Raw genomic sequence first — 17,124 nt, 5'->3', positions numbered from 1 at the left:
GGTCGATTAGTCCAAAATTGCTCTATTTAAAAACTGAATCAGTGGAAATATTGCCTCAAATGATTGCAAAATTTCGGAAACCAACGCCTCTGATTGTACCATTTTATCCGTCAAATGATGACTCCCAATAAAACATTTGAATTTTAAAAATTCAATAGCAGGATTGTCTTTCGTATATCCTTTAGGCTCTCGTTTTAATAGAAATTCCTCTGCTCTTTCCAAGCCACCAAATTGTTTCTTAAAATCTTTATTTTCAACGATCGCTTCAAATTCTTCCAAATTATAATCAATCTCTTGGCGCACTTTGGCTAACGCTTCGGGTTCGGGATTCCACAATCCACCACCACAAAAACTATTGCCACCTGGTTGAATATGTAGATAATAACCCGCCAAATTTCCCGTACGTCCAGAAGCATTAATACTTGCTCCAAGATTGGTCTTATAAGGCGCTTTATTTTTGCTAAAACGAACATCTCGATTGATCCGAAAAAGCGTTTTTTGGGCCTCCACTTGTGCCAATGTAGTATCTTTTTGTTGAAATTGACGCAAAATATCAGAAACAGTTAATATTAAATCTTCTTTTGCATCTTGGTAATCCGTCTTATTTGCATCAAACCATTCTTTATGATTATTTTTTTCCAAGGAACTTAAAAAGTGTAAGGAAGACTTTTTCATATCAATTATTTTGTCATTTCTCGGAAGGTATTTTCCAAATCCAAGCTACCTGTTTCCATAGAAATAATGGTAAAATTTTCATTGAGTGCCAATGCCATCAACTCTTTTCTCGTCACATCCAAATCCGCTGTTGTAATATGCCACACGTTCTTTTTATCCTTTTCTGCTGTCGTTACAGATGGCAGTCGCAACAACCATTGTGGCTCTATAATTTCTTTGAATGAAATCTTTATCAAAGCTTGTGTATCTGCACTTTCCATCTTTTCTATAATAGATTGATCCGTTTTCAAAACACCTTTATTCAATATCAAAATACGCGAACAAACCGCTTCTACTTCTTGTAATATATGCGAAGAAAAAAGCACCGTTTTATTCTTGCCTTGCTCCTTGATTACATTTCTTATTTCAACTATTTGATTTGGATCCAAACCACTTGTCGGCTCGTCCAAAATCAACACTTCCGGCTCGTGTATCAATGCAGCCGCTAAGCCAGCGCGTTGCTTATAACCTTTGGATAATTGTTGTAATTTTTTACCTTTTTCAGGACCTAATCCTACCAATTCAACGACTTGATCGATACGATTTGGAATATTATCTAATTGATGCACTTTGGCAATAAAATTCAAATACTCTTTTACATACATATCCAAATACAAAGGATTCGCCTCTGGCAAATAACCAATTTTGCGTTTAGCAGCAATTGGATTTTGCAACATATCCACTCCTGCAACTTGGACATTACCGCTATCGGGTTGTAAATAACCTGTAATCATTTTCAAAGTCGTACTTTTCCCCGCACCATTTGGTCCCAAAAAACCAACAACTTCGCCTTTTTTCAATTGAAAACTGACATCATTGACAGCCGTTTGGGTACCGTATTTTTTAACTAAATGTTCAACTATAATAGACATGAAAATGAATTATAAATGATAAGTTATGAATTATAAATTTGAGAAAGAATTTTGCTTTTCACATTTCGCTTTGAGCTATTTATCTCCTACGATTTTTTCATAACTAACTTTTATTCCTTGAATTACGCTCGAACTAAAACCTTGATGTTCCATTTCATTTAAGCCTGCAATTGTACAGCCTTTTGGCGTGGTAACTTTATCAATTTCTTGTTCGGGATGGGTATTTTTTTGCAAAAGCAAATCTGCAGCACCTTTGGCAGTTTGTTCTGCGATCAGAGATGCGACCGCCGCGCTAAATCCAATCTCAATACCGCCTTGAATATTAGCACGAATGAAACGAAGTGCATACGCCGTACCACAAGCACCCAAAACCGTCGCAGCATCCATCAATTTTTCTTCAATTACAACAGTTTTGCCTAATTGGTCAAACATTTGTGTAACATAATCCAATTGATCTCCAGAAGCATTGTGTCCGCATAGGCAAGTCATACTCTGACGAATAGCGATCGCAGTATTCGGCATGATGCGAAAAATCGTGAAATTATTACCGATTACTTCGACAATATCTTTTACCCAAATACCAGTAATTACACTTCCAATTGTATGCTTTGCCGCATCCAAATAAGGCAATAAATCGGTCAAAATTTCTTTTATCTGAAAGGGTTTCACTGCAAACAATATAAAATCTGCAAATGCCAACGCTTGCTTATTATCTGAAACAACTTGGATGCCTTTTTCTACAAATGCATTTAATGCTTTCGTATTTCTTCGCGTAATGATTAGATCTTCTGCACGAATAAATCCACTTTCCAATAAACCTTCTGCGATCGAAGCGCCAAGGTTACCACCTCCAATAATTGCGATCTTTTGAGCCATAAATTTTGATTAATTGCCTTACTTGATATTAGTATTGAATTGCAGTTGCTAAATAATTTTGAACATAGTCTTTCACACCATCTTCCAATTCGTAAAATGGTACGTTGTAACCAGCTTGATGTAATTTTTGCATATTGGCTTCTGTAAAATATTGGTATTTATCCCTGATATCGATCGGCATTTCGATAAATTCAATATTTGTATCGATCTCCATTGCTTTAAATGTCGAGTCCACTAAATCGTAAAAACTACGTGCGTGTCCGGTTCCAACATTGTACAAACCAGAAGGAATCGGATTTTCTAACAAACTATTGTCCAACATCCAAAACATAACTTTGACCAAATCTTTTACATAAACGAAATCACGTAGTTGTTGACCATCTGCATAACCTTCTTTATAGCTTTTGAATAATTTCACTTTCCCATTTTCCTTAATTTGGTGAAATGCGTGAGAAATTACACTTGCCATACGACCTTTATGTTGTTCGTTCGGACCATACACATTAAAAAATTTCAAACCCGCCCAAAAAGTTGGAGTAGTGGATTGTTCTAACGCCCATTTGTCAAATTCATTTTTGGAAATACCATAAGGATTCAATGGTTTCAATTGGTAAATAACTTCATGATTATCATCATATCCCAATTCACCATCGCCATAAGTAGCCGCAGAAGACGCGTAGATATAGGGAATTTTATTTGCCGTACAGAAATCCCATAATTTTTGCGAATATTCCACATTCCATTTTTTCAAAACTTCATAGTCAAATTCTGTTGTACTGGAATTTGCGCCCATGTGAATTACCGCTGCCAAAGGCACGTCTGCATGTGTAGTCAACCATTCGAAAAGGAATTCTTTTTCTACAATTTCGGTAAATTTCTTTTCAGACCAATTGGGTCGTTTTTCATCTTCTCCGAAATTATCCACCAATATCAAATCTTCGTATCCTTTCTCATTAAGATATTCCACCATGCAACTACCGATAAAACCTGCTGCACCTGTCACTATAATTCTTTTGCCGTCTACCATTATATAGAAATAATTTTATATTTAAATAATTACTTAGCAAATGTAACAAATCTATTTCGTACCTATTATTGGATAACATAAGGTTAAAGCCAAAGGAATAATTTTCACAAAATCTTTCTTTAAAATAAAATAACTTTAAACTAAATATTTATTTACCCTAAAATATTACACGATGAAATACGGAAAAGAAATTGCCATTGGTATAGCGAGTGGATTATTTGCCTCTTGGATCAAATCTTTGGTAGAACCACCTTTACAAGAATTAGGAGAAAAAATATGGAAGCCAACACCCGAACAAAAACTACTATACGGTGCTGATGTCAATGGACATCCTGAGAATATGCCACCAGCCGTACTAGTCGCAGAGACAAAATCGCTGGTTTCAAAAAAGCCTATGACAAAATCTCAACGAATTACATCGTTAAAAATCGTGCACTATGTATTTGGCGCTGCAATCGGAGTCGGCTATGCCATTGCCGCGAAAAAATCTAAAGCCGTGAGCTCAGCAGAAGGAATACCAGCAGGAATTGCGGTGTGGACATTAACGCATGGCACAACCTTGCCTGCGATGGGAATGCAAGGAAAAGTCCGCCAAATGCCTAAAGCTTGGCATGTGTGGGAATTTGGTTCACATATTATATTTGGTGGCGCATTAGAAGCTTGTAGGAAAATACTCAATCATTTACCCGATTGTTCGGCTAAGAAAAAATAGTTCTTAGCTTTTTTTCATACGATCTAATGGGCTTTTTACTTTTGCGAGATGTGTATTGGAAACTTTCGCATACACTTCAGTGGTCTTTATATTATTGTGTCCTAATAATTTTTGGATAAAACTCATGTCCGTTCCATATTCCAACAGATGTGTCGCATAACTATGGCGTAATCCATGAATCCCGACTTTTTTACGAATTTTTGCTTTCTCTTTCGCCGTATGAAAAACCCCTTGCACACTTCTTATGGCATATTGTCCTCTATTGGCACCTTCAAATAAGTAAATATTTGGCTTGTACTCCCTATAATAGCTTCGCAAATCGTCCAAAATAGATTCCGGAAGAGGTACATATCGATCTTTCTTTCCTTTTCCATTATTGATGAAAACCAACATACGACCACTATCAATATCTGCAATTTTCAATCTCACAACTTCACTCACTCGCAACCCCATTCCATAGCAAAGTTGTAACATCAATCGATGTTTTTGATTATCTATCACTTCAAATAGTCGCTCAATATCTTTTTCACTAAATACCTTGGGCAAACTAGAAGGCTTCTGTGGCCTTGGTATTTCCATAAAAAACTTATCCCTACCCAATACTTTTTCAAAGTAAAATTTTAGTGCGTTTAATCGACTATGCATCTGATTGACAGAAATACCTTCCACTTCAAAACAGTACAACAAGTAAGCTCTTAGACGCTCAGAAGTCAAGTTTTGTATTGGAAATTCTTTGAGCAAATACATCAATTGAGCTACCTCCACACTATAGGTTCGGATAGTTGGTTCGCCATAGGCACGCAGACGTAGCTCGTCCATCATACGTTGTAACTGTGCTTGATTATTGAAACTCAGTCTTGGCATTACTCGTTTTCCCATATATTCTTTCATGGGCAAGTGCAATAAATCTCTCACCGCATTATCATCAGGAACATGCCATTTCTTTTGAGTACTACTCCATTTTGCAGTTGGCAATAGTTGTTTGATTTCATTAATCAAATCTTTGTTATACTCAAAAGCAAGCCAAATCACTTCTTTTTCTCGGTGCATTCCGAAGGTTAGGGAGATTTTAGAAAAATCCATAGATTCGTATTTTGTATTATAAGAACCAATACTCCAAATTTAACAAAATTTCAGCTTCACATATTAATAGCTTCAATAATTTTAAACCATAGAACCTTAAGTTTCAATACACACTTTTCGAATGCATGATTTAAAAAAATATATTAATAATATTTCGCCTCTATCCGAAGTAACATGGCAACAATTTCAAAATATTTTTAAAGAAAGAAGACTATCCAATTTGGATTTTTTTGTTCGAGAGGGAGAAATCGCAACCAAAATTGGAATATTGCAAGAAGGTTTGGTTCGCGGATTTTATAGAAACGAAGACGGAATTGAGTATAATAAAACGTTTTTTACTGCACCATCTTTTATTGGAGCATACGCTTCGCTGATTACGAAAAAGGAAAATTTAATAAATCAACAGGCCCTAAGCGATTGCAATATATATGAAGCAAAATATCACGATTTCGAACAATTATGTAGTAAGAATATCGAATTAGAAAGACTCGCAAAGAAAATTGCACAATTGCATTTTGTTCAAAAAGAAAAACGAGAAATCGAATTGGTGATGCTGGATGCAGAAAAAAGATATGATATCCTTAAATCGGAATTTCCTAATATTGAAAACCAAGTACAACAATATCACATTGCATCATACTTGGGCATCACGCCGACACAACTCAGTAGAATAAGGAAAAAAATCAAATCTTTACATATGTAAATGTGTACGCAGATATTTCAATCGTCCTTTGCCTTAAAATTTTGAAATATGTCTACACGTAAAAAAGTAATGCTCACATTTGTATTGTTTTTGATCAATGCATTGGCACTCACATTCTTCGGATCTACATTGGAACAATTTTCCAAAACAGCAAAACTTGATTATCAAATTAAGGGATACGATCTCTTATTTGTAAAGCATTTATTTACAGAATATGGTAATTTAGGAAGAGCAAAATATCAATTTCTCACTTTATTAGACGTTCCATTTCCCTTTTTTTTGCTTGCATTTGGAAGGAATTATTTTGGTTATACCTGGAAGAAATGGAATTATTCCTTCATTTGGAAATGCCTATTCATCGCTTGTATTTGCTTTTCCGTATTTGATTGTATAGAAAATTTCTGCGTTTTACAAATGCTTCATACTTTTCCCGATTTGAATGCTTCGGAAATAAAGATTTCAAGTGTCGCTACGCAAATCAAACTAATTTCTCTTATTGTTATTTATATATTTCTGCCTATAACAGCCTGTATACAATTATTAAAATGGTGCAAACTAAAAATTACACGTCCCCATACAAAAGCAAGTTAATCATGCATTTGTCTAATAAATAATACGTAATTTCATTGAAAATATATTTGCATGGATGTACATGAATATTCTAATGAAGAAATGACCATATATTGGAAACCAACGGTTTGTATCCACTCAGCGGTATGTGTGAAAACCTTACCAAAAGTATATAACCCAAGAGAAAAGCCTTGGATAAAAATTGAGAATGCAACAACAAAAGAATTAATGAATCAAATTGAAAAATGCCCTTCCGGTGCATTGAGTTATAAATTACATCAATAAAATGGGAATTCAAGTAAAAGCCATTTTAGGCGAAGAAAAATTCTATACAGAAATTTTTGCGGGCGATAATCAGTTGGTAACAGATGAGCCATTTGATAAAGGTGGGCAAAATAAAGGATTTGATCCACATCAGATTTTGGCGACTTCGCTAGCAAGTTGTACAGCTGCCACGCTAAAAATGTATATTGATCGAAAAGAATGGAATGTTGGTAATATCATTGTCGATGTAGATCTAGAAAAATCACCAGAAACGAATAGTGCTACATTTACCCGAACGATTAGCTTCTCCTCTTTTCATCCAGATGAAGAACAATTAAAAAAAATTTTATTAATTGCAGAGAAATGTCCCGTACACAAAACCTTGACAGGAAATATTGCAATAAACACAAAAATTAATGCAGATGCTTGAAATCGTACAACACAATACTGAAAAAAAAGGCGACTTTGAAGCCTTATATGATGGCGCGCATGCCGGCCTTATGACATACACTTGGGCTGGAACAGACAAATTTATCATCGACCATACCGAAGTTGAAGAAGCATTTAACGGAAAAGGCGTAGGCAAACAACTTGTTCTCGGCGCGGTAGATTTTGCCCGAAAAAATAATATAAAAATTATTCCCCTATGTCCATTTGCTAAAGCGACATTTGAAAAAAATCAAGATTTACATGATGTATTATTTTAGATAATGCCATCTAAAAAGATTTCCAAAGTAAATAATATATCCAACGCCAATTTTAATAGAATTGGCGTTTTCAACTTATTCGAAAACATCTGAAACTCAACCCTCTTGTCACTTCTGTAAATGTATGCGTAATTGTTTCGTCCGATTCGCATAACGATAAACAATACAACATAGGTAAATAATGATCCATAGTAGGCACTGAATAATCAGCAACTTTCCCTAATTTTTCAAATTGAAATAAGCTACTAAAATCGCGCTCATCAATTCTATCTTTTACCCAATTATCAAATTCCATAGCCCAATCATAAGGCTTACTTGACCAAAATTTTAATGCGGACATATCCAGATTATGCACAATATTGCCACTGCCTACAATCAACACACCACGCGTCCTTAAATTCGATAATTGCCTTGCTAGTTGATAATGATAGTCCAACGGCTTACTCATATCTATACTTAATTCCAATACGGGAACTTTAGCATCTGGGGACAAATGGCGCAAAACACTCCAAGCGCCATGATCCAAATCACGACTTTGCTCCTCTTTCGTATTTGTTTCGTTCATTATCAATTTGCCGATTTCCGGAGCGCCTTTAGATGGATATTCTGGTGTGGAAAATTGGGAATTCAAATTGACAAATGTATCACCCAAAGTCAACCAATGAGCAGACATTACCAAAATCGCAATCGGAGTTACTGAAGCTCCCATCGTTCGGAGATTTTTGGTAAATGGCGTTTGATGTGGCGTTTTGGAAAAATCTTGATGCCCTACAAAAAATACGGGCATTCTCTCCGTAACTGGAAATGGTTTATTTGCCAAAAGTAATTGCGCTAATCCATTGCTTGATTTTAGCAATGGTAAAATTGCCATCATCTTTAAAAATTCCTTTCTATGCATCTTAAAATTATTATATCGTAATCCAAATCTATCATCGTCAAAACTAAATCATGTGAAAGATTATTGTCCATAAATAAAGAAACGATATTGTTAAAAAGTCTTATCGATTTTCAATTAAAAAATAATTTTAAAATTATTAGTCTATTTTTTTGGTAGACTAATAATTAGGTTTTATTTTTGTGTCAGATTAGTTCTTTACATCATGGATATTCAAAAAAGGTAAGTCGATTAGGGAAGCAATTCCCAATTCTTCATTCATTTGAAGCAAATCATACAACTCCAATCAATATTGATTAGTTAAACAAAATGTACTGATTTGAACATTATTTTTCGACACAGCCTGGAGGCGCACAATTGGGTATCCATTTTATTTAAAACAAGTTTTAAATAAAAGCTAGTCGAAAAATCCTGTGGCCGAGCGGTGAGGCAAGATTCAGCAAAAATCTTTACGGTGGTTCAATTCCACTCAGGGTAGCAAATTATTTTTAGTTCTTTCAACGATTTTCTTTTTGAAAAAGCCTTTTTCAGCGATGTACATGGTTTTAGTTACTTCGGCAAATATCGTATTGGCTTACAGACTTCGGCGGCTTTCATTTGCCCAATTGCATTTACACTTTGCATAATTTCTTCATTTATTTACAACATTTCTATATTGATTTCCTAATTGATACTATATATTCGCAATACTAATATATAGCTCCTTCATCTATGGATAACAATATAATTACATGTGTCATCATTGAAGATGAACCCTTGGCAAGAGAGTTAATAGAAAATTTTGTCCACCAAACGCCCATACTACAATTGCTTACTAGTTTTGAAAATGGCGCAGACGCATTGTTATATCTGCAAAATAATCAAGTAGATCTCGTAATAAGTGATATAGAGATGCCACTTATAAATGGTATGGAGCTAGCAAAATCTTTAAAGAATCCACCATACTTTATTTTTGTTACTGCATATGAGCGATATGCCATTGATGGCTTTGAGATTGGCGCGGTAGATTATATAAAGAAACCGGTAACTTATGCTAGATTCATAGCAGCGATTTCAAAAATAAATATAAAAAATCAGCATACTTCAGATCTTAAATTGAATAATACTTTACCACAATTTCTAACGATTAAGTCGGAAAGCATCTTTCATAGAATTGCGTTTTCAGAAATTAAGTATATCGAAACTATGGGAGATTTCATTAAAATACATTTAGCGGATAATTCCATAGTTATTTCTAACTCTACTATGAAAAATATGGAAGAAAAATTACCCTCAGATTTGTTTTTTCGTATTCATACCTCCTATATCATCTCTTTAAATAATGTCCGAAAGATATTTGGCAATACCGTTGTTTTAAATACTGGAGAAGAGCTTGCAATTGCCAAACTAAGAAAACAAGAACTTTTTATAAAACTTAATATTAAGGAAGATTAATGTGCCTTAAAAAAATTGGAATTGCTAAATAGTGATTTTTAATTCAACTATAAAAGTATTCAAAGAATTTTTGATAGTTAATTGGTTGTTATTGGGATATAATAGTTTTAGCCGACTTTGTACATTTGCAATACCGACGCCATGATATTGTTGCGTATTTACATTTTCGTAATCTATAGTATCATTTTCAATTAGAAATACAATCATCTGGTCTATATAGTCAACTTTTACTTTTACAAATTTAGCTTTAGATTTTAGGCCATATTTGAAGGCATTTTCTACAAATGGGAAAATCAACAATGGTGCAATTTTATGGTTAATTGGAAGGTTTTCAGACAAGATCAGTTCAATACTAGAATCAGAAGAATATCGTAATCTTTCTAGTTCTATATAGTTTTTGATAAAATTTAATTCGTCGTTTAAAGACACGGTATCCGCACTAGCATCATAAACAGTATAGCGCATGATATCCGATAAACGCTCTATTACCTCAGGTAAAATAGTGGATTTCTTCAATGCTAATGCATATAGATTATTAAACGTATTAAAAAGAAAATGAGGATTTAGTTGGGCGGATAAAAAATTCTTTTCCAGATTAAGTTTATCTATCTCTAGGCTTTTACTATGTCTTTCTTGTTTAATGGATTTTGAATAATATCGAGTGATATCAAATAGAATTTTGATAAAGGAAGGAATGGAAACAAAACTAAAGACAACAAAAAGTTCTACTATTAAAGTTCGATATGACAAAATGTAGGAAAATTTTTCATTAGCGTAGCTGTGCACAATATTAAATAATGGGATATTGTTCTTTGTAAAAAAGATATCCAATATTTTCATGCATAAATAATTGGAGACAATCCAAGTTTCGGTACATAAATATAAACCTATAATAAAAATGTAAATGTAGTTTCGATCAAATAAAAACTTAATAACACCATAGAAAAATAAATAAAAAAAAATAATACCACATATGACATTTCGTAAAGCGAATAAGTCGGCATTTTTTAAATCATTATTCTTTAAATAAGTTAGTATGCTGATTATCCAAAAAAACGACCACATCGACAGATGACAACCAATTCGTACTCCTTTGGTATATCTACTTTCAATATCGAAATCAACGATTTTCTCCAAAAAAGGTTTTTTCTTATTGCTTGACAGGTTCATTGTGATGTATTGAAATAAGGAGTAATACTTTTTCGATAAAATAAATGTACAAGATTATCTAGGAATTAATATTTTTTAGAATCAATAAGTTTCAATTTTAATAAAATTCGAAACTTATGATCATAATCTGTTTTTCTCACTTGCATTCCCTGCATCATCATTCTTTTTGGTACGAACTCTTTTATTTCCGAAATTTTTGACTACTGATATTCTAATACGTCTGTCATCATAATAGCTACTTAATATAGAATTGAATGTAGAATTTCCAATAGTCTGACCTTTATAAATATTTGTTTTAAAAATATCATCAACATACATAGAAATTTTCCATCCGATGTTTGTAAAATCCTTTACAAAACCAAAATCTACTTCTCCAAAAGGTTTTAGTGATACAGAGTTTGCATTTGCAAATTTACTTGTATAACTTCCATACAAGGATCCGTTAATACCCGTTTTAAAAAGATTAGTAAAGGTTTGATTTAAGGCTACATTATATATTGGAAAAGTTTCTTTTGCTTCAATATTGTCAGCATTTGTGTTTAACGTTTTCCATTGAATGGAATTTGTCAAATTGATATTCCATTTCGCTTTTATAATACTTTGGTTTACAATAGATACCAATCCAAAACTTCGAAACATTCCATAGTTTGCTTGTTTGTATAGTAGCGTATCGGGGGCTATTATAGTTTGTAATTGACCTGATAGATTTGTTTGATTACTATATTGAGCCATAAATATATAGTTTCGTTTAAATATGTAAGACAATTCATAATCTAGACTATTCCCTGGGCGTAAAAAAGCATTACCCATCTCAATAATTTTATTACTAGAATAGTCTCGAAAAGGATTCATTGCAGAAAATGAGGGGCGAATAAAATCATTTTTTATAGAAAATGACAAATTATTATTATTGTTTATTTCATAAGAAATGTACGCAGAAGGAAGTATTTTAGTATAGTTTTGATGATGATTTTCGTCTGTACTTAATTGTATTGTTTTAATGTCTGTATTTTCAATTCTTGCACCTGCCTTGACATCCAAATGTGAAGTAATTTTTTTCTGTAGATCAAAATATGCTGCATTGATTCCTTCTTTGTATATAAAATGATTAGATATATTATCATTGTATGACCAACCATCAGTTGTATAATTATAAAACAAATAAGGATTATTCGTTTTAGTATATCCGTATTTTATACCAGCATCAAAATTTATATTGCCAAAAATCAATTGACTATAATCCACTTTAGCAGAGTAATTATATGCTTTCTGTCTTGTATAGCTATTATTACCATTAAATATATCTAAATTGTCTTCATCAAAATAGGAAAGAAAGGTTGCTTCATTTGAATTGATATATTGAAAGTAATCTAGATTTATTTGTAATATTCTTTGTCGAGATTTACCAGAATATTTATAGTTTAAATTGCCAGAATAAAGATTAGTTTTTTCTTTACCCAAATTATTATTCCAATACTGATTTTTGCTTGATCCCATTATATTATCAAGTGCATAGTCAAAAGAATGACTATTGTTGTGCGTATATTCAAAAACTCCGCCAATCAATGATAATGGAGTCAGCTCGTAGTTCATATTGGTTGCAATGGATATTGGTTTGCCATTATTGATAAATTTCTCATCCAATGTTTCTTTTTGCCCAATGTCAAAATAGTTTATAGTATTGTAAAACTTAGAGAATGTCTTTCCTAAAGTGCCGCCAGCTGTTAGCGATTGTGTGTATCTGTTATATTTATAGTTTAACTGAGCTGTCGCTCGCTGCCTATTATAAGTAGCTTGCATATCAGTCAATGTAACTGAACCATTTAATCCATTATCCAATACTTTTCTCAATACAATATTAATAACACTACTTCCATTCCCAGCATCATAGCTTGCGGGAGGGGCTGTTATCACTTCAATACTGACAATATTGTCAGAAGGCATAGCAGACAAATAGTTCATAAGATCCTCTCCTGATAAAAATGACTTTCTATTATTTATATACACCACGGAAGCACTTTTGCCAATAAGTGATAGTTCGCCAGAATTTTTTGCTGATATTAAAGGCGTATGTTGTAAAACATCCCATGCGGTCCCGCCAATTGACAATGGACTTTCTGCTACATTAAAAATAAGACGATCAATCTTCTTTTCAATCAATGGCTTTTTCTTTTTTGTAGAAACCACAACGCCACCTAATTCACTCGCATTATCATATCGTAATTGAAAATCTTTTATTTGTTCCTTTTGAGAAACATTGTAATTAGAAATACTATCTCTATAATTAAATGAAGATACTGCTATTACATAAAGTCCTGTATCAGGCAAAGTCAAAATATATGTCCCAGCCGAGTCCGATATTTTTCCAAATGATTTACTATCCTTTGTAAATTTGATCGTAGCAAAAGAAATAGGCGTTCCATTGATATCACTTATTTTACCGGAAATTTTTATTTGACTAAATCCAACCATACTTACCATTAGCCCAATAATCATTAACATTGTTCTTTTCGCCATATCTCATTATTTTCTTCATCGAAATTCCCACTTTGTAAAAAGCAGGGCAAACAATTTCGATAAACAACTGAATTCGGGGGAGAATGAACAATTCTGTAGGAAAATAAGAAACTTAATAAAGATTAATTATTTAGATTTTGCTGCGATTTTCTTTTTGTAAAAGCCTTTATCGGCGATATACATGGTTTTAGTTACTTCGGCAAAGATCGTATTGCCATCTTTAGAAGTAAGATGAACCGTTTTTTCAATATTCGTTTCCCCATTTTTATTTACTTCTTGGATGATTTTTTCCAAGTCTTCTTTCGTCAATATAAATTTTGCATAAGCGGCGGGAGTCGCGGGTCGTTTGTATTTGATTTCTGCGGCTCGATCCCATACGATGTAGCGACTACCTAGCATTTGCATCAGTTGTATCATAAAAATCGGATCTGTCGCTGCAAAAAGACTACCGCCAAATATTACACCTGCAATATTTCGATTTTTATAAGACAGTTTGATTTCAATATTAATTTCCGTAAAATCATCGGAGATATAGGTAATCCGTCCGGTACTCCTTTTATACATTGGAGAAAAACGCATCATCCATTTTGCCAATTTATTAGGAGAGATAAACTTGCTTAATCGTTGAAATAATTTTTGCATTAAATGATTCGATTATTTATTTGCAAGTTCTAATAAATATATAATCTTAAAAATGATTTAAAGCAAAAAAGCAGCGCTAGGAGCGCTGCTTTTTTTATGCATTTTCACCATTATTTGCTGGTGGATTATTGGGTCTTGGAGGTCGATTCTTTTGAAAATTCTTATTTTTCGGTTTGAATTCTTGTTTGCGCTCTCCGTTATTATTGTTATTATTTGGGAAATTTCCTTTCGGTCTTTCTTGTTGAGGACCGTTATTATTGTTGTTTTGTTTTTGCTGAGGTTTGTTTTGTGGTTTATTTACCCCATCCTTATTCAGATTTTCTTTTTCCTTTTTTCTATCAAAATATGAATTTCCTTTTGCTTCCAGTTTTTTATTATCGGTTTGAGGAGAATTGCTATTTCCTTTGAAATTGTTTTTATTTGGTTTGGATTTGTGATTTTTATTATTTCCTTTTTCCAAACTTTTCAAAGAAATCTGTCCAACTACGTCTACAAATCCAGCATCAATTTCCACCGTTTCTCTATTGGAATATAGTTCTACATGCTTCAACTCATCCACAACGTCGCCTTTCATATTGAGGCGAATAATCTCTCTAACACGAGAAATCGTCAATGGATATTGCTTGTTGCTGTCTGGCAAAGTGTACCACATCAAGTTTTTGAAAATGTCTTTTTTTACCAACATTGCACGCCCTTTTGTCGTCTGCAAGCTATCCGCATTATTGGGAAATTGTTGCAACGCATCCAAATACGTGTCTAATTCATAATTCAAACAACATTTCAATCTTCCACATTGACCACTCAATTTTGTTTGGTTGATACTTAGATTTTGATAGCGAGCAGCTGTTGTTGTCACACTTTTGAAATCAGTCAACCACGTGCTACAACATAATTCACGTCCACAACTACCGATACCACCCACTTTCCCAGCTTCTTGGCGGATACCGATCTGACGCATTTCCACTTTTACCTTAAATTCTGAGGCAAAAATTTTGATCATTTCACGGAAATCGACACGATCATCTGCCGTATAGAAAAAAGTCGCTTTTTTGCCATCGGCTTGTATTTCGACTTCACTTAATTTCATCTGAAGATTGAGCTGACGAGCGATGGCTCTACTACGAGCAAGTACCTCGCCTTCACGTGCTTTATTTTGCTCATAAGATGCGATATCTTTTTCGGTACTGATCCTTAGGATTTTTTTGATATCCACACTTCCTTCGGAAATGTTATGTTTTTTTAACTGCAATCTTACCAATTCTCCAGTCAAACTAACCGTACCAACATCAATACCACCTACACCCTCAAGCGTTACAAGAGTTCCTTTTTCGTAATATTGTAAAGAAGTATTTCTATAATAATCTTTTCTGCTACCACTTTTAAAACTGATTTCCACGATGTTACAAGAACTTTCGGGATCAGAAAATGGCAGATTTGCTAACCAATCGTACACATTTAATCTATTGCACCCGCCGGTACTACAACCGCCATTGCTTTTGCAACCATTCGGTTTGCCAGTGCCACAACTACCACAACCCATATTTATATATATTTAAGTACAGAGCGCACTCTGTAACGTATTGTAAAAAATTGACGTCAAGTGATTATCATCCATCATTTACCCTAAAAATTATTTGTGGGGAAAAATCTTTCGATTAGAATGTTACACACAAGACAGTCGTTATCATCTCTTACAAAAAGAATGACTATTGGGCCAAAATTAAGGCTTTATCCTTAATAATGTGATTCAGCTTGATTGTGAGGGCGTGAAAAAGAAGTTTGGGATTGGCATTACGCTCAATATAATAAGCGGCTTTGTCTAACTCCGACATGATGGCTTCTTGTTGCTCGATAGTCAAAAGTTTATTAAGACGCTGCGCAAAATCTAATTCAGATGTTGGAGTTTCAGCATTAGCGCCCAAAACTTTTAATCGCAATGCTTGTTCCAATAAATGGATAAAAAAATAGATAAATTGTTTTTGTGGTTCACGTCCATATTTGCTAATCGTATCTACCCATTTGGTATAATTGATCGGATTACCATGAAATGCCACATTTAACCATTCTCTCAAGATTGCTTGCCAGTCATTATCTTCTGCATTTTCTGCTTCTAATAATGCGACTCTATAATTACCATCTGCCATACTTGCCGCCAAGGAGGCGCGCTCGCCTTCATATCCGTTGGTTTGAAGCGCGGCTTCTATATCTTCTCTTTCTAATGCGGGTATTTTTATCAATTGGCAACGACTCAATATCGTAGGAAGGATATTGTCCGCATTTTCTGCTACAAGGATAAATAAAGTTTTCGCTGGAGGTTCTTCGATGAGTTTGAGTAATTTATTACCCGAATTTTGTAAATACTCCGGCATCCACATAATCAGAATTTTGTATTCACTTTCAAAACTCTTCAAACTTAATTTGTGAATGATGGAGTTACATTCTTCTGCTGTAATATTTCCTTGTTTATTTTCCGCTTTTATAGACAATAACCAATCGTACGCATTTCCGTAAGGCGATTCTTTTAAAAATTCACGCCATTGCGTAATATAATCCGTACTCGTCGGTTTGTCTCCTGGTTTTCTCGGAATTACAGGATAGGAAAAATGTATATCGGGATGAATGTATTGCTCTGCTTTGACACAAGAGCGACACTGACCGCATGAATCATTCATAGCTGGAGCAGGTTCCAAATCTCCAAACATCGAAGGACCTAAATCCGATTCACTTTTACCAGACGCTTTTTCACATAAAACGTATTGAGCAAATGCAATAGCCAAACTCAAGGCGCCACTTCCCTCCTTTCCCAAGAATAAAAGTGCGTGACTCAATCTATTTTGCTGAACCAACTCTACCAAATGTTGCTTGACTGTTGCCTGACCAATAACGTCCTTAAACTGCATATCTGCCTAAAATCTTTTCTTTTTGTATCTATGTAAAA

The 17,124-nt window shown here is 33.9% G+C and carries 18 protein-coding genes; 7 read left to right on the top strand and 11 right to left on the bottom strand.

Annotated features, from left to right (window positions below; genetic code table 11):
• Positions 1–6 precede the first annotated feature (6 nt).
• The 4 genes from E0W69_RS18755 to rfaD all read right to left on the bottom strand — a co-directional run bounded on the left by E0W69_RS18755 (position 7) and on the right by rfaD (position 3,489).
• Positions 7–675, bottom strand: coding sequence for a DUF2461 domain-containing protein (locus E0W69_RS18755; protein ID WP_131331594.1), 669 nt, complete (start codon positions 673–675; stop codon positions 7–9).
• 5 nt (positions 676–680) lie between these two features.
• Positions 681–1,586, bottom strand: coding sequence for an ATP-binding cassette domain-containing protein (locus E0W69_RS18750; protein WP_131331593.1), 906 nt, complete (start codon positions 1,584–1,586; stop codon positions 681–683).
• A 75-nt stretch (positions 1,587–1,661) separates the two neighbouring features.
• Entirely contained in the window at positions 1,662–2,462 is an 801-nt protein-coding gene (gene proC, locus E0W69_RS18745) for a pyrroline-5-carboxylate reductase (protein WP_131331592.1), read from the bottom strand.
• Between the two features lie 28 nt (positions 2,463–2,490).
• Positions 2,491–3,489 carry an ADP-glyceromanno-heptose 6-epimerase gene (gene rfaD, locus E0W69_RS18740; RefSeq protein WP_131331591.1) on the bottom strand — a complete coding sequence of 333 codons (999 nt, stop codon included), beginning with the start codon at positions 3,487–3,489 and terminating at the stop codon, positions 2,491–2,493.
• 172 nt (positions 3,490–3,661) lie between these two features.
• On the opposite strand from rfaD, the gene E0W69_RS18735 reads away from it, so the two are divergent.
• Positions 3,662–4,201 carry a DUF1440 domain-containing protein gene (locus tag E0W69_RS18735; RefSeq protein WP_131331590.1) on the top strand — a complete coding sequence of 180 codons (540 nt, stop codon included), beginning with the start codon at positions 3,662–3,664 and terminating at the stop codon, positions 4,199–4,201.
• 3 nt (positions 4,202–4,204) lie between these two features.
• Here the strand turns inward: E0W69_RS18735 and E0W69_RS18730 are convergent, their stop codons facing one another.
• Positions 4,205–5,284, bottom strand: a complete 1,080-nt coding sequence (locus tag E0W69_RS18730) for a tyrosine-type recombinase/integrase (protein ID WP_131331589.1) — start codon at positions 5,282–5,284, stop codon at positions 4,205–4,207.
• A 121-nt stretch (positions 5,285–5,405) separates the two neighbouring features.
• Between E0W69_RS18730 and E0W69_RS18725 the strand changes: the two genes are divergently transcribed.
• The 5 genes from E0W69_RS18725 to E0W69_RS18705 are packed head-to-tail and all read left to right on the top strand — an operon-like array spanning position 5,406 to position 7,528.
• Entirely contained in the window at positions 5,406–5,987 is a 582-nt protein-coding gene (locus E0W69_RS18725; protein WP_131331588.1) for a Crp/Fnr family transcriptional regulator, read from the top strand.
• Positions 5,988–6,035: 48 nt separating this feature from the next.
• Complete coding sequence (locus tag E0W69_RS18720) at positions 6,036–6,578, top strand: hypothetical protein (protein ID WP_131331587.1); 543 nt, start codon at positions 6,036–6,038, stop codon at positions 6,576–6,578.
• A 51-nt stretch (positions 6,579–6,629) separates the two neighbouring features.
• Positions 6,630–6,842, top strand: a complete 213-nt coding sequence (locus E0W69_RS18715) for a (4Fe-4S)-binding protein (RefSeq protein WP_131331586.1) — start codon at positions 6,630–6,632, stop codon at positions 6,840–6,842.
• Between the two features lies 1 nt (position 6,843).
• Positions 6,844–7,251, top strand: coding sequence for an OsmC family protein (locus tag E0W69_RS18710; protein ID WP_131331585.1), 408 nt, complete (start codon positions 6,844–6,846; stop codon positions 7,249–7,251).
• A complete protein-coding gene (locus E0W69_RS18705) occupies positions 7,244–7,528 on the top strand; it encodes a GNAT family N-acetyltransferase (RefSeq protein ID WP_131331584.1) in 285 nt (94 codons plus the stop codon). Before E0W69_RS18710 ends, E0W69_RS18705 begins: the two co-directional genes overlap by 8 nt.
• A 70-nt stretch (positions 7,529–7,598) precedes the next feature.
• Here the strand turns inward: E0W69_RS18705 and E0W69_RS18700 are convergent, their stop codons facing one another.
• Positions 7,599–8,426 carry a dioxygenase family protein gene (locus tag E0W69_RS18700; protein WP_131331583.1) on the bottom strand — a complete coding sequence of 276 codons (828 nt, stop codon included), beginning with the start codon at positions 8,424–8,426 and terminating at the stop codon, positions 7,599–7,601.
• 708 nt (positions 8,427–9,134) lie between these two features.
• Here E0W69_RS18700 and E0W69_RS18695 point away from each other — a divergent pair.
• Complete coding sequence (locus E0W69_RS18695; protein ID WP_131331582.1) at positions 9,135–9,857, top strand: LytR/AlgR family response regulator transcription factor; 723 nt, start codon at positions 9,135–9,137, stop codon at positions 9,855–9,857.
• A 24-nt stretch (positions 9,858–9,881) separates the two neighbouring features.
• Here the strand turns inward: E0W69_RS18695 and E0W69_RS18690 are convergent, their stop codons facing one another.
• The 5 genes from E0W69_RS18690 to E0W69_RS18670 form a co-directional block, all read right to left on the bottom strand.
• Positions 9,882–10,697 carry a sensor histidine kinase gene (locus tag E0W69_RS18690; protein ID WP_191967903.1) on the bottom strand — a complete coding sequence of 272 codons (816 nt, stop codon included), beginning with the start codon at positions 10,695–10,697 and terminating at the stop codon, positions 9,882–9,884.
• A 450-nt stretch (positions 10,698–11,147) separates the two neighbouring features.
• Complete coding sequence (locus E0W69_RS18685) at positions 11,148–13,544, bottom strand: outer membrane beta-barrel family protein (RefSeq protein WP_131331580.1); 2,397 nt, start codon at positions 13,542–13,544, stop codon at positions 11,148–11,150.
• Between the two features lie 126 nt (positions 13,545–13,670).
• Positions 13,671–14,186, bottom strand: a complete 516-nt coding sequence (locus E0W69_RS18680) for a DUF4442 domain-containing protein (protein WP_131331579.1) — start codon at positions 14,184–14,186, stop codon at positions 13,671–13,673.
• 94 nt (positions 14,187–14,280) lie between these two features.
• Positions 14,281–15,726, bottom strand: coding sequence for a PSP1 domain-containing protein (locus tag E0W69_RS18675; protein WP_131331578.1), 1,446 nt, complete (start codon positions 15,724–15,726; stop codon positions 14,281–14,283).
• 166 nt (positions 15,727–15,892) lie between these two features.
• The gene (locus tag E0W69_RS18670; RefSeq protein WP_131331577.1) at positions 15,893–17,086 is read right to left on the bottom strand and encodes a DNA polymerase III subunit; all 1,194 of its coding nucleotides are present in this window, start codon (positions 17,084–17,086) and stop codon (positions 15,893–15,895) included.
• Positions 17,087–17,124 lie beyond the last annotated feature (38 nt).

Source organism: Rhizosphaericola mali (assembly GCF_004337365.2).
Taxonomy (GTDB): domain Bacteria; phylum Bacteroidota; class Bacteroidia; order Chitinophagales; family Chitinophagaceae; genus Rhizosphaericola; species Rhizosphaericola mali.
Note: the sequence above shows the minus strand (reverse complement) of the source record. Positions and strands in the feature narration are given on the sequence as shown.